Source organism: Rhodothermales bacterium (assembly GCA_039944855.1).
In the GTDB taxonomy this organism is placed as follows: domain Bacteria; phylum Bacteroidota; class Rhodothermia; order Rhodothermales; family JANQRZ01; genus JBBSMX01.
The window spans coordinates 230,530-243,644 of the sequence record JBDUXZ010000037.1 but is presented as its reverse complement, the minus strand read 5'-3'; the positions used below and the strand labels follow the sequence as shown (position 1 = coordinate 243,644).

The 13,115-nt window shown below is 65.8% G+C and carries 11 protein-coding genes; 9 read left to right on the top strand and 2 right to left on the bottom strand.

Features of this window, described 5'->3' with window-relative positions:
- Nucleotides 1–144 precede the first annotated feature (144 nt).
- Nucleotides 145–315, bottom strand: a complete 171-nt coding sequence (locus tag ABJF88_18870) for a hypothetical protein (GenBank protein MEP0549004.1) — start codon at nucleotides 313–315, stop codon at nucleotides 145–147.
- A 29-nt stretch (nucleotides 316–344) separates the two neighbouring features.
- On the bottom strand, nucleotides 345–1,619 hold the full coding sequence (gene pepT, locus ABJF88_18865) for a peptidase T (protein MEP0549003.1): 1,275 nt from the start codon (nucleotides 1,617–1,619) through the stop codon (nucleotides 345–347).
- A 262-nt stretch (nucleotides 1,620–1,881) separates the two neighbouring features.
- Here pepT and ABJF88_18860 point away from each other — a divergent pair, with 262 nt between their 5' ends.
- The 9 genes from ABJF88_18860 to ABJF88_18820 all read left to right on the top strand — a co-directional run bounded on the left by ABJF88_18860 (nucleotide 1,882) and on the right by ABJF88_18820 (nucleotide 12,977).
- Entirely contained in the window at nucleotides 1,882–2,508 is a 627-nt protein-coding gene (locus tag ABJF88_18860; protein ID MEP0549002.1) for a TetR/AcrR family transcriptional regulator, read from the top strand.
- 111 nt (nucleotides 2,509–2,619) lie between these two features.
- Complete coding sequence (locus tag ABJF88_18855) at nucleotides 2,620–4,503, top strand: long-chain fatty acid--CoA ligase (GenBank protein ID MEP0549001.1); 1,884 nt, start codon at nucleotides 2,620–2,622, stop codon at nucleotides 4,501–4,503.
- 152 nt (nucleotides 4,504–4,655) lie between these two features.
- Nucleotides 4,656–6,050: an acyl-CoA dehydrogenase family protein gene (locus ABJF88_18850; protein ID MEP0549000.1), complete on the top strand. Its 1,395-nt coding sequence runs from the start codon at nucleotides 4,656–4,658 to the stop codon at nucleotides 6,048–6,050.
- Between the two features lie 60 nt (nucleotides 6,051–6,110).
- Nucleotides 6,111–8,522, top strand: coding sequence for a 3-hydroxyacyl-CoA dehydrogenase NAD-binding domain-containing protein (locus ABJF88_18845; protein ID MEP0548999.1), 2,412 nt, complete (start codon nucleotides 6,111–6,113; stop codon nucleotides 8,520–8,522).
- Nucleotides 8,523–8,604: 82 nt separating this feature from the next.
- Complete coding sequence (locus ABJF88_18840) at nucleotides 8,605–9,795, top strand: thiolase family protein (protein ID MEP0548998.1); 1,191 nt, start codon at nucleotides 8,605–8,607, stop codon at nucleotides 9,793–9,795.
- 256 nt (nucleotides 9,796–10,051) lie between these two features.
- Entirely contained in the window at nucleotides 10,052–10,606 is a 555-nt protein-coding gene (locus tag ABJF88_18835; GenBank protein MEP0548997.1) for a hypothetical protein, read from the top strand.
- 72 nt (nucleotides 10,607–10,678) lie between these two features.
- A complete protein-coding gene (locus ABJF88_18830; protein MEP0548996.1) occupies nucleotides 10,679–11,254 on the top strand; it encodes a PRC-barrel domain-containing protein in 576 nt (191 codons plus the stop codon).
- Entirely contained in the window at nucleotides 11,251–11,844 is a 594-nt protein-coding gene (locus ABJF88_18825) for a YsnF/AvaK domain-containing protein (protein ID MEP0548995.1), read from the top strand. Before ABJF88_18830 ends, ABJF88_18825 begins: the two co-directional genes overlap by 4 nt.
- 65 nt (nucleotides 11,845–11,909) lie before the next feature.
- A complete protein-coding gene (locus ABJF88_18820; protein MEP0548994.1) occupies nucleotides 11,910–12,977 on the top strand; it encodes a YsnF/AvaK domain-containing protein in 1,068 nt (355 codons plus the stop codon).
- Nucleotides 12,978–13,115 lie beyond the last annotated feature (138 nt).

Sequence of the window (13,115 nt, the reverse complement as noted above, 5' to 3'; positions counted from 1 at the left end):
AAGGCGGCGGCGACGGCTCGTTCGGTGTGGTCGCCGCGGAGGGCGGCGTCGAGGACGCGTTGGCGGAGGTCGAGCGAGAAGGCGCGCATGAGCGAGGAGTTGGGGTCGCCCCAACTTACATCATCCAGAACCCTGCTCTAGGTGCTACCGGCCCTCCTCGCGCAGCTCTTCGAGTTGCTCTTGGAACTCGGCGTCCTGCCGGCCTGAAATGATCAGCGTCGTCGCCCACACGGACAGGGCGATGACGAGGACGACGAACGCGATGACGAAGAGGCGCGAGCGGGTGCGGCGCGGGTCGGAGGGAGAGGGTGCCATGTCGGAGAGCTTGGGTAGGGGAGCGGAGGCTATGCGCCGCCGTGCTCGCCCCAGTGCCGGACGAGCGTCTTGACGAACGCGAGCGACGTCTCGAGGTTTTGCACGGTGTTCCATTCGAAGCGGCTGTGGAAGTCGTGGCCGCCGGTGAACAGATTCGGCGTGGGGATGCCCAACTCGGAGAGCCGCGCGCCATCGGTGCCGCCGCGCACAAGGCGGAGTTCGGGCTCGATCCCGAGCGTGCGCGCCGCGGCCTCGGCGAACGTGACCGTGCGCGGGTCCGACGCCTCGATGTAGCGCAGCATGTTCTGGTAGCTGTCGCGGATCTCGACGCCGATGCGGGCGCGCGGATGGCGCGCGGCGGCCTCGTCGGCGAGGCGGTGAACGAGCGCTTTGCGGCGTTCCATGCCCTCGGTCTCGAAGTCGCGTAGCAGAATCTTGGCGGCGGCGTGGCCGGTTTCGCCGTGCGTGATCGTGTGCGGGTGGACGTAGCCTGCGCGGCCTTCCGTCGTCTCCGGCGCTTCGTCGGCAGGGAGCGTGGCGACGATTTCGGCGAGGATGCGGACGGCGTTCGCCATCACGCCGTGTGCGTAGCCGGGGTGGACGGTCACGCCCTCGACCGTCACCGTCGCCTCGGCCGCGTTGAAGGTCTCGGCGTAAATCCCGCCCACGCCGCCGCCGTCGACGGTGTATGCCACGCCAGCCCCGAAGCGCTCGCGGTCGAGCTTGTCGACGCCGCGGCCGATCTCTTCGTCGACGGTGAACAGCAGGCGGACCTCGGGACGCGGCGCGTCGTCATCGAGCAGATCTTCGACGAGTTGCATGAGGACGGCGACGCCGGCTTTGTCGTCGGAGCCGAGGAGCGTCGTGCCGTCGCTCGTGATCAGGTCGTGGCCGAGGTGGTCGAGGAGGGCGGGTTGCCGCGCGGGGTCGAGCGTGACGGACGCGTCGCCGGGGAACGCGATCACGTCGCCCTGATAGTCGGTGTGGACGAAGGGGCGCACGTCGGTGCCCGGCTCGTCCGGCGACGTATCGACGTGAGCGACGAGACCGAGGGTCGGCATCCGTGAAGCGTCGGCGAGCGTCGAAGGCAACGTCGCATAGACGTAGCCGAAGGCGTCCATCGCCGCGTCGATGCCGAGCGCGCAGAGCTCATCGGCGAGGAGGCGGCTGAGGTCCTTCTGCTTCTCTGTCGAGGGGGTCGTCTCGGCGTCGGGGTCGGACTGCGTATCGATCTGCACGTAGCGGACGAAGCGGCGGGCGACGGACGGGAGGTCGGGGACCGCGTCGGCGGGGAGCGAGGGCATGGGGGATTGGGTGATTGGGGGATTCGAAGGAGGCCGACAACTTACCCCGCCCGTCACGCTCCGCGCCGTAGGGGCGCAAGGCCTTGCGCCCTGGCCGGGTCGGCACCCCGTCTCCGGGTGCGATTGGGGGGAATGCTGCGTGGTCGCGCTGGCGGGGGCATCGTTGCGCTGGACGAATTGGGTGTCGCCGACAGATCGGCGCCATCGGATCTTGACAAAGCGGTAGGAATTGGAGTACCTAACAGTGTTAACTCTCTAGCCTATGCCCGATCCTCGCACCGGCGGCACGGACCTCCGCCGCGCCATCCTCGACCAGACGCGCCACCTCCTCGTGGAGGAGGGGTACCACACCCTCTCGATGCGGAAGATCGCGCGCGCCGTCGGGTGCAGCGCGACGAGCATCTACCTCCACTTCGAGAACAAGGACGCGCTCTTCCACGGCCTCATCGATGAGGGTTTCGCGCGGCTCAACGAGGCGTTCCAGCACGTCGCCGACGCCCACGCCGATGCTGTGGAGCGGCTCGAAACGCTCAGCCGCCGCTACGTCGAGTTTGGGCTCGACAACCCCGAGTACTACGAGATCATGTTCATGCTGCACCCGGAGCGGATGTCGCGCTACCCGGCCGAGAAGTACCGCCGCGCCCGCCGCAACCTCGAGGTGTTCACCGAGACGCTACGCGAAGGCGCCGACGCTGGGCAACTCGACGTCGAGGACGCGGCTGTCGCGGCGAGCGTGCTGTGGGCCGCGCTCCACGGCGCCGTCGGCCTCCTGCTCGCGCGCCGCGTGGACGTCCGCATCGAGCGCGACGTGTTCGTCGAAGCCGTCGTCCGCCACGCGATCGTCGGCTTCCGCTTCCACGCGGGCGCACTCCCGCACGTAGACGGCTAAAAGGGGCGGCTGCCCCGTTCGTATCTTCGTAAGCGCTTCCGATTCGTATCCTACGACCCCGCCCGCAGACTCCGCCCGCCGCCCCCTCCGCCACCTTCAACCCCCACTCCCATGCCGCTCCAAATTCACACGGCCCCGCCGCAACTCGGAGACCCCATCCTCGGCAAAACGCTCGTCGAGATGCTCGACGAGGTGGTCGAGAAATACCCGAACCCGACGGCGTTTAACCAGCCGCGCGATGGGGGCGGGTGGACGACGATGTCCAACAACGACTTCCGCGACGCCGCCGACGAAGTCGCGCTCGGCCTGCTCGAAGCCGGGCTGGAGCGGGGCGACCACGCCGCGTTCTTCATGGACAGCGACATGTACTTCGCCCTCGCCGACTTCAGCTGCCTCATCGCGGGCATCGTTAACGCTCCGCTCTACACGACGTACGCCGAGGACAACCTCGTCTACGTCACCGAGCACGCCGAGGCGAAGGCGATGTTCGTCTCGAACCCGACGATGCTGGCGCAACTCGCGAAGTGGCTGCCGCGCGTCCCGTCGGTGAAGACCGTCATCCTCGCGGAGGGGAACGCCGGCTCCATCGCCATGCCCGACGGCGTCCGCCTCTTCACGCTCGACGAGCTCCGCGCGCTCGGCCGGGATCGGAAAAAAGAGAACCCCGGCGAGCTCGCCGAGCTCCGCAGCAAGGTCGGGGCGCACGACCTCACGACGCTCATCTACACCTCGGGCACGACCGGGTTGCCGAAAGGCGTGATGCTGACGCACGAGAACGTCTCGTCGAACGTGCTCGGGGCGCTCCAGGCGCTCGGCGCCCTCAAGCACCAGGAAGAGGTCGTCGTGACGTTCCTGCCGGCGACGCACATCTTCGCGCGGATGCTCACGATCGCCCACATCGCGTACGGGCACTCGATCTACTTCTCGAACCCCGACCTCCTCGTCGGCCACCTCGCCGAACTCAAGCCGACGTTCTTCGCGACGGTCCCGCGCGTGCTCGAAAAGGTCTACGACAAGGTCCTCCTCGGCGTCCGCGACAGCGACGGCGTGAAGAAGAAGATCGGGACGTGGGCGCTCGACCTCGCCGGCGACTACGACCTCAGCAAGCCGAAGGGTGGTCTCAGCCCGATCAAGTTCGCGCTCGCCGACAAGCTCGTCTACTCCAAGCTCCGCGAGAAGCTCGGGCTCACGCGCGTCAAGACCGTCGCCGTCGGCGGGGCCGCGCTCCGGGCCGACCTCGCGGCCTCGTTCAACGCCTTCGGCGTGCCCGTCGTGCAGGGCTACGGCCTCACCGAGACGAGCCCCGTCATCACGATGAACCGGCTCGACGCCAACCGCGCCGGCGCCGTCGGCCAGCCGATCCCCGGCGTCGAAGTCGCCATCGCCGAGGACGGCGAGATCCTCTCGCGCGGGCCGCACATCATGAAGGGCTACTACAAAGCCGACGACAAGACCGAAGAGGTGATGGACGCCGACAACTGGTTCCACACCGGCGACATCGGCGAGTTCACACCCGAAGGATTCCTCAAGATCACCGACCGCAAGAAGGCCCTCTTCAAGCTCTCGACGGGCAAGTACGTCATCCCGTCGCCGCTCGAGAACGCGCTGATGGAAGACCCGCTCATCGAGCAGGCCGTAGTCGTCGGCAGCGGGCACAAGTTCTGCTCGGCCCTGATCTTCCCCAGCACTGAGGTGCTGCGGGGCTGGGCCGAGGACAAAGGGGTCGGCTCGATGTCCGACGACGCGCTCCTCAAGCACCCCGACGTGCTCGCCAAGTACGAGAGCCTCGTGAAGGAGGCGAACCAGGGGGCCGATCACTGGAGCCAGATCAAGCGGTTCAAGCTGATCTCGGACCTTATGACGGTCGAGAACGAGCTGCTGACGCCGACGATGAAGGTGAAGCGCTCGGCCGTGAGCAAGGCGTACAACGACGACATCGAGCGGATGTACAAAGCCGACGTCGCGGACAAGCACGAGAGCGTCGCGGTCGCCTGAGGAAACCGGAGCGCGTGGGGCCGTCGCCTCACGCGCTCTTCTTTTGCTCGGCACTTAACGCCGTTAAGCGCGTTAAGTCATCTCGTGCCCGGACCCGCCCCGCTTCGGTCGGATATAACCCGGACCCCTCTCCTCATCTGCCCCCGCCCCTCATGGCTACCGACTCCGACACCCCTCCGATGGACTTCGCCCAGATGGGCGAACTGATGAAGCTCGTCCAGAACGTCGACATGGCGAAGGTTGCCAAACTCGCTGAGAAAGTGGACCTCGGCGAACTCATCGGCATGGTGTCGCAGATGGACGAGGCGATGCTCGCGCAGATGAAGAAGATGATGGGCGGCCAGAACGGGAAGCAGCGGGAGCGCCCCGAGATCAACGGCGACTTCTACGACATCGAGGGCCTCCTCGAACCCGACGAGTGCCGTGTGATGAAGGGCGTCCGCGCTTTCATGGAGGACGAGGTCCAGCCCGTCATCAACGAGTACTGGAGCCGTGACGAAACGCCGATCGACCTCCTCCGCGACGGCCTGCGAAAGCTCGACCTGCCGACGCTGATCTACGGCGAGGACCTCAACACGCGGGAGTCCAACGGCTCGATGCTTGAAGGCATCGTGACGATGGAGATGGCCCGCGTCGACGTCTCGACGGCGACGTTCTTCGGCGTCCACGCCGGCCTCGCCATGCAGTCGCTACTGGTCTGCGGCGGGGAGGAGCAGAAGGCGGAGTGGCTCCCGAAGATGCGCAACATGGACGTGATCGGCGCCTTCGGGCTGACCGAGCCCCACGTCGGCTCCGCCGTCTCTGGCGGGCTCACGACGACGTGCCGCCGCGAGGGCGACGAATGGGTGCTCAACGGCCAGAAGAAGTGGATCGGGAATGCCACCTTCGCCGACCTCGTCGTGATCTGGGCGCGCGAGGAAGAGAGCGGCGACGTGAAGGGCTTCATCGTCCGCGCGAAGGAGAACCCCGGCTACGCGGTCGAGAAGATCCAGGGCAAGATCGCCCTCCGCGCCGTCGAGAACGGCCTCATCACGCTCACCGACTGCCGCGTGCCGGAGAGCGACCGGCTGCAGAAGTGCGACTCGTTCCGCGACGTGGCCGAAGTCCTGCGGCTGACGCGGGCGGGCGTGGCGTGGCAGGCCGTCGGTTGTGCGATGGGGGCCTACGAGCGCTCCGTGAAGTACGCCCGTGAGCGGCGGCAATTCGGCCGCTCCATCGACCACTTCCAACTCATCCAGGACAAGCTCGTCGACATGCTCGGGAACGTGACGGCGATGCAGACGATGTGCCTCCGCCTCTCGCGCTTGCAGGATCAGGGCCGGATGACGGACGCGCAGGCCTCGCTCGCGAAGGTGTACACGGCCGCGCGCTGCCGCGAGACGGTCGCCCTCGCCCGCGATCTCCACGGCGGCAACGGCATCCTGCTCGAATACCACGTCGCCCGCTACTTCTCCGACACCGAAGCCATCTACTCCTACGAGGGCACGAACGAGATCAACTCCCTCATTGTCGGCCGCGCCGTGACTGGCGTCGGCGCCTTCGTTTGAATCCACCTGTACGGGCGACCGGCCGGTCGCCCCTACGTTCATCCTGATACCCTAGCCATCATGGAAACCTTGACCCAGACCACCGCGAACGGAAAGCAGGCGCACGTCGTCAGCCCCCGCCCGTTCCGCACCGCCGCCGTGCTCGGCGCGGGCGTGATGGGCTCGCAGATCGCGGCCCACCTCGCGAACGCCGGCCTCCACGTTCTCCTCCTCGACGTCACGCCCGAGTCGATCGGCAAAGAGGGAAAGCCGAATAGCATCGTTGAGAAGGCGTTCAAGGACGCGACGAAGATGAACCCGGCGCCGTTCTTCACCGACGCGACGCAGAAGCGTGTCACGCTCGGAAACTTCGACGACGACTTCGACAAGATCGCAGATGTCGATTGGATCATCGAGGTCGTGGTCGAGCGGATGGACATCAAGCAGTCGGTGATGGCCCGGATCGAGGAGCACGCCTCGGACACCGCCGTGATCTCGACGAACACCTCCGGCCTTCCGATCAACGAGATCGCCGAGGGCCGAAGCGACGACTTCAAGCGCCGCTTTCTCGGGACCCACTTCTTCAACCCGCCGCGCTATCTCAAGCTGTTCGAGATGATCCCGACGCCGGACACCGCCCCGGCCGTCGTCGAGCGCGTGGCGCACTTCGCCCGCGTTCACCTCGGCAAAGGCGTCGTCGTGGCGAAGGACACGCCGAACTTCATCGGCAACCGGATCGGCGTCTACGCCATGATGCAGGCGCTCCGGCAGGCGACCGAGGGCGACTACTCGATCGAGGAGATCGACGAGCTCACGGGCCAGCTCATCGGCCACCCGAAGAGCGCGACGTTCCGCACGGCCGATGTCGTCGGGCTCGACACGCTCCGCCACGTCGCCCAGAACCTCTACGACGCCGTCCCCGACGACGAGAGTCGCGAGGCGTTCCAGGTCCCCGAGGTGCTGAACAAGCTCGTCGAGGCCGGGAATCTCGGCGCGAAGTCGAAGGCCGGGTTCTACAAGAAGGAGGGCAAGACGATCAAGTCCGTCAACATGCGGACGATGGAGTACGAGGACCCGACCGAGTCGGCGCTCGATATCTCCGCGTTCAAGGGCGGCAAGCTCGCCGATCGGCTGCCGAAGCTCTACGAAGACGACGGCCGCGTCGGCCAGTTCTTCCGCGAGACCACGCTCGACCTCTTCGGCTACAGCGCCCGCCGGATGCCCGAGATCGCCGACAGCCCGGCCGACCTCGACCGCGCCGTCGCGTGGGGCTTCGGCTGGGAGATGGGGCCGTTCCAGATGTGGGACGCCCTCGGCGTCGATCGCGTCCGCGACGACTTGAAAGCCGAAGGCATCGAGGTCCCTGACTGGGTAGCCGACGTGCCAGCCTCGGGCTTCTACAAAGAGCAAGACGGCACGCGCCACGTCTGGATTCCGGGGCAGGGCGAGTACGTTGCCGACCCGCGCCCGGCCGACGAGATCAGCCTCGCCACGATCATAAAGGACGACGGCAAGACGCTGTGGAAGAACAGCGAGGCCGCGCTCCTCGACCTCGGCGATGGCGTCGCCCTCTTCGAGTTCCGCTCGAAAGCCAACTCGCTCGGGCAGGAAGTCATGCAGGGTCTCGCCGAAGCCATCGACAAAGTCGAGAACGACCCGGATCTGCGGGGCATGGTAATCGGCAACGAGGGCAGCAACTTCTCCGTCGGCGCGAACCTCGGCGAGGTCGCGATGGCGGTGATGATGGGGCAGCTCGACCAGGTCGGCGACTTCATCAAGGGCTTCCAGGACACGATCCTCAAGGTCCGCTACAGCACGAAGCCGGTCGTCGTGACGACGCACCAGCGCGTGCTCGGCGGCGGCTGCGAGATGACGATGGCGTGCCCGCACCCCGTCGCGGCATCGGAGACGTACATCGGGCTCGTCGAGCTCGGCGTCGGCCTGATCCCGGCGGGCTGCGGGACGATGATGATGACGGCGAAGGCAGCGGAGATGGCGGCGAATCAGGACCGCCCGAGCGAAATCCAGCCGTTCCTCCGGCAGCACTTCGAGATGATCGCGATGGCGAACGTCGCGACGAGCGCGCGGATGGCGCAGGAGATGCACATCCTCCCGCCCGAGGCGATCATTGTGATGAACGACGCGCGGCGCTTCCACGTCGCCAAAGCCGAAGTCATCCGGCTCAGCGAGCAGGGCTACCTCCCGCCGCCGGTGCGCTCGCACATCCCCGTCCTCGGCAAGCCGGGGCGCGGGCAGTTCGAGGTCGCGCTCTACCAGTTCGAGGAGGGCAACTACATCAGCGAGTACGACCACTTCCTCGCCTCGAAGCTGGCCTACGTCATGACCGGCGGCGAGCTCTCCGGCCCCGCCGAGGTCCACGAGGACTACCTGCTCGAGCTCGAACGCGAGGTCTTCCTCTCGCTCCTCGGTGAGGAGAAGACGCAGGCGCGCATCCAGAGCATCCTCACGACCAACAAGCCGCTCCGCAATTGAGTAGGAGGTTCGGGGTTCGAGGTTCGGGGTCTCTCATAGAGAACCCACAACCTCCGACCTCAAACCCATAACCCCCCAAACCATGCAGATCAACGAAGCCTTTATCGTATCCAGCGTCCGCACCGCCGTCGGCAAGGCGAACAAGGGCGCGCTCCGGAACGTCCGGCCCGAGCACCTCGGCGCGACCGCCGTGCGCGGCGCGATCGAGCGGGCCGGCAACCTCAGCCCCGATCAGATCGAGGACCTCCTCATCGGCTGCGCCTTCCCCGAGGGACCGCAGGGGATGAACATGGCCCGCGTCATCGCGCAGAAGGCCGGGCTCTCGACGGACTCTGCCGCCGCCACCATCAACCGCTTCTGCTCGTCGGGCTTGCAGACGATCGCGCAGGCGAACAACGCGATCGTGCTCGGCCAGAGCGAGGTGATCGTCGCGGGCGGGACGGAGTCGATGAGCTCGGTCCCGATGGGCGGGTTCTACTTCGCCCCCGACACCGACCTCGCCACGGCGAACCCCGACGTGTACGCGTCGATGGGGATTACGGCGGAGAACGTCGCCGACCAATACAACGTCAGCCGCGAGGACCAGGACGCCTTCGCGCTCCAGTCACACATGCGCGCGATCGACGCGATCGAGAGCGGGCGGTTCGAGGAAGAGATCGTCCCGCTCGAGGTCGAAGACACCGTCTACGCCGGCGGCACCGACACGAACACGCTCGCCTTCACGCACACCGTCGACGAAGGGCCTCGCGCCGACACCACGCTCGAAGCGCTCGCCCGGCTCCGCCCCGCGTTCAAGCAGGGGGGGAGCGTGACGGCCGGCAACGCCTCGCAGATGAACGATGGGGCCGCCGCCGCCGTCGTGATGAGCAGGCGGATGGTCGAGGAGACGGGCGCTGAGCCCCTCGCTCGGCTCGTCGGATTCGCCGTTCACGGCGCGCCGCCGGAGATCATGGGCATCGGCCCGATCAACGCCGTCAAGAAGGTGCTGAAGCAGACTGGGCTGTCGCTCGACGACATCGGCCTGTTCGAGCTCAACGAGGCGTTCGCGTCGCAGGCGCTCGCCGTGATCCGTGATCTCGGGCTGGACCAGGACAGGGTCAACGTCAACGGCGGGGCGATCGCGCTCGGCCACCCGCTCGGCTGCACGGGCGCGAAGCTGACCGCGACGCTGCTCCACGAGATGAAGCGGCGCGGCGAGCGCTACGGCATCGTCACCATGTGCGTCGGCGGTGGGATGGGCGCGGCGGGGGTGTTTGAGAACCTCCAGATCTAGGCCATCCTGGGCTGGCATATTCAGGTTGAGGTCCTCGGTCGCGAGGCACATCGAGACCTGTTACCACCATGGGGGCGTCCGCGAGGGCGCCCCTTTCGCGTTCTCCCTGTTCTCCTCCGTCTGGAGAGATGGGAGCGGCGAGAACAGAACCTATCGACGGCTGACCCGTAATACATAAGACATTGCAAGAACCCGCTGCGCGCCCTCACCTCTTGCGCAGCGGATCCCATCTCTCAAATCACATCTGGAGGCAACCGTGGCTAACATTCCCGTAGAACGCAAAGGCGGCACCCCGTGGTGGACCTGGCTCCTCGCCCTGCTCGCCATCGCCGGACTCATCTGGCTCATCGCCGAACTCTTCGACGACGAACCCGATGAAGACGACATCGCCGTCGTCGACCCCGTCGAACCCATTGATCAGCCCGAGCCGATGGAAATGGACGACGAAGTCACGTCCTTCGCGGCGCTCGCCAATGGGACCGCGCTCGTCGGGCGCGAAGTAGACCTCGACGGCATGCGTGTCATCGGACTCACCGGCGATAGCTCATTCGCTGTTGGACCTGGCACGGACATGGATGAGGCTGCCCTCATTGTCCTCGAAGACATGGGCGAGTGGCGGGTCGGTCCTGGTGACGGTTCCGACGGCACCTACGACGTCAACGACGGCAACATGCTCGACATCGCCGGCACCATCCAGGCGTTCGACTCTAGCGTACCCGATTACGCCGATATGTCGGATGTGGACCGTGACCGTGCCATGCGGCAGGGCGTCTACATCTCGGCCAACAGCGTCGACCTCGAGAAGAACTGACGGTCGTGCTACGCTGGCAGGGTACACCTGCCGACCCCTCTCACTTCTCTGAACTAGACCTCTATTAATACTATGAAACGCGTACCCCTTTCAAACACTGGAAGCTGGGAACTCTCGTTCGACGACCAGGACGTGCGTGGCTATGAAGCCGTGGACGCCGATGGTAACCACGTCGGCGAAGTCGACCAGATGATCGTGAACACCGACGAAAAGCGCGTCGATGCGATCGTTCTCGAAGACGGGACGGAATATCCCGCCCGTGACATATCGATTGGCGACGGCGTTGTGTATTTGACGACGATCGTTCCGGACACCGTGAAGGAGTCCGTCACGGTCTACGACGACTACGGACATGTGGTCGAGCGCGACAACGTCGAGGCTGAGTCCTACGACGAGTACGCTGGCGAATTTCGGAACCACTACAAAACGGCGTATGCCGCCACCGGGAACGATTTCGACACGTACGACCCCGCGTACCGCTTCGGCTACGAGACGGCGTACGACGAGAGCTATCGCAACCGTCCCTACACGGAAGCGGAGTCCGATCTCGAGCGTAGCTACACGAAGCAGTACCCGAACAGTCGCTACGACGACGTGCGGGACGCGGTGCGCTACGGTTATGCCAGCGCACGCGGAGATCGCGCGTGACCGACTCGTCGCTCGTCGTGACGGACGTGGACGGGCGCGAGGCTACCCTCGCATCCGCCCCGGTCTCGGGTTCGCCCGACCGAATCCCGCTTCGGCTGGACTCGGGAGAGCGGATCGACATCGCTCCAGACATTCTGGAGCGGCGCGATGATGGCGCGTACCACCTCCCCGTCGCCTTCAGCGATTTGCTGGAGAACGGCGGGGAGCTACGCGTGCCGATCGTCGAAGAACGGCTCAACGTGAGCAAGCGGGTCCGCGAGACGGGCCGCGTGCGCATCACGAAGCACGTCGAGACCCGGCAGGAAGTCGTGGACGAGCCCCTCCTCCGCGAAGAAGTCGAGGTCGAGCGTGTAGCGGTGGATCGGTATATCGATGCCCCGGTGCCCGTCCGATCCGAGGGCGACACGACGATCGTCCCCGTATTCGAGGAGGTACTCGTCGTTGAGAAGAAGCTCCTCCTCAAAGAAGAACTGCACATCACCAAGCGGCGGACCGAGCGCCGCCAACCGCAGGACGTTACCCTTCGCTCGGAGCGAGTGGAGGTCGAGCGCCTCGGGCCGGAGCAATCCCCGGCCGACGAGCCTCACTGAGACCTCTTTTCACCTCTCACACTCGCTCATCACATCTGACCACACACCTCTCGAGGTTACGAATTATGGCTAAGACAATTGTTGGACTCTATGACGACCGCGTCACCGCCCACCGTGTCGTAGAAGACTTGGAAGAACGAGGCTTCGGCGACGAGCATCTCCGATACGCTTCGTACGAGAAAGGCAAACGGAGCGACTACGAGGTAGACGCGGAGAAGAACACCACGCCCGACGCCCTCACCGGCTACGGCGTGCCCCAAGACGAGTCGGAGTTCTACGCCGAAGCGGTCCGCCGTGGCGGCGCCCTCGTCATCGCCCGCGTCCACGATCAGGACGCCGAGACGGCGGCCGACATCATGGCGCGCCACAACCCGGTTCCGTTCGGCGAGCGGCACGAGGCGTACAAAAAGGAAGGGTTCACCGGCTACACCGAGACCGAGCCCTACGATCAGGACGAGATCGTCGAGGAGCGCGAGCGCTACGCGGATCGCGCCCAGGCCCGCTTCAAAGAGATCGAAGAGCAGCTCAAGATCGGCAAGCGTGAGGTCGTCCGCGGTGGCGTCCGTGTGCACAAGTACGTGGACACCGACATGGTGGAGGAGACCCTCCGCCTCCGCGACGAAGAGATCCACGTCGACCGCGAGCGTGTGGACCGCAAGCTCACCCCCGAAGAGGCTGACGCCGCCTTCCGCGAAGACGAGATCGAACTCGTCGAGCGCGACGAAGAAGCCGTCGTCTCGAAGGAAGCTCGAGTGACGGGCGAAGTCGCCGTGGGCAAGGAGGTCCGCGAGCGCGAAGAGACCGTCGGCGGCGAGGTGCGCAGCACGCGCGTCGAAGTCGAAGAAACCGGTGGCACGCAGACGACCGGCGCCGTAAAGTGGGTGGACGTCGAGCCTGACTTCCGCACGCATTACGAAGGCACGTTCAAAGGCGAGAACGACTACGCCTACTACGAGCCTGCGTATCGCTACGGCTATGAGATGGCGAATGACAAGCGCTACCGCGAACTCGACTTCGGCCGCGCCGAAGGCGACATCCGCAAGGGCTACGTCCACCGCCACGACGAAGGCTTGTGGGACGAAACGAAAGACGCCGTCCGGCACGCCTACAACAGCGTGCGGCGCGCGTTCTAAAACGGCTCGACTCAGCGGACTGATCCGCTGAAAGATCGAGGCCCGGCTGCGATGTGTTCGCAGCCGGGCCTCTTTATGTGGTCAATGAGGAGGTACGATTTGCTTCGACTTGCGCGGATCTTTGAAATGGTTTACACT

Coding starts and splice junctions, on each gene's coding strand:
- ABJF88_18870 (MEP0549004.1), bottom strand. CDS start 315: ATGGCACCCTCTCCCTCCGACCCGCGCCGCACCCGCTCGCGCCTCTTC.
- pepT (MEP0549003.1), bottom strand. CDS start 1,619: ATGCCCTCGCTCCCCGCCGACGCGGTCCCCGACCTCCCGTCCGTCGCC.
- ABJF88_18860 (MEP0549002.1), top strand. CDS start 1,882: ATGCCCGATCCTCGCACCGGCGGCACGGACCTCCGCCGCGCCATCCTC.
- ABJF88_18855 (MEP0549001.1), top strand. CDS start 2,620: ATGCCGCTCCAAATTCACACGGCCCCGCCGCAACTCGGAGACCCCATC.
- ABJF88_18850 (MEP0549000.1), top strand. CDS start 4,656: ATGGCTACCGACTCCGACACCCCTCCGATGGACTTCGCCCAGATGGGC.
- ABJF88_18845 (MEP0548999.1), top strand. CDS start 6,111: ATGGAAACCTTGACCCAGACCACCGCGAACGGAAAGCAGGCGCACGTC.
- ABJF88_18840 (MEP0548998.1), top strand. CDS start 8,605: ATGCAGATCAACGAAGCCTTTATCGTATCCAGCGTCCGCACCGCCGTC.
- ABJF88_18830 (MEP0548996.1), top strand. CDS start 10,679: ATGAAACGCGTACCCCTTTCAAACACTGGAAGCTGGGAACTCTCGTTC.
- ABJF88_18820 (MEP0548994.1), top strand. CDS start 11,910: ATGGCTAAGACAATTGTTGGACTCTATGACGACCGCGTCACCGCCCAC.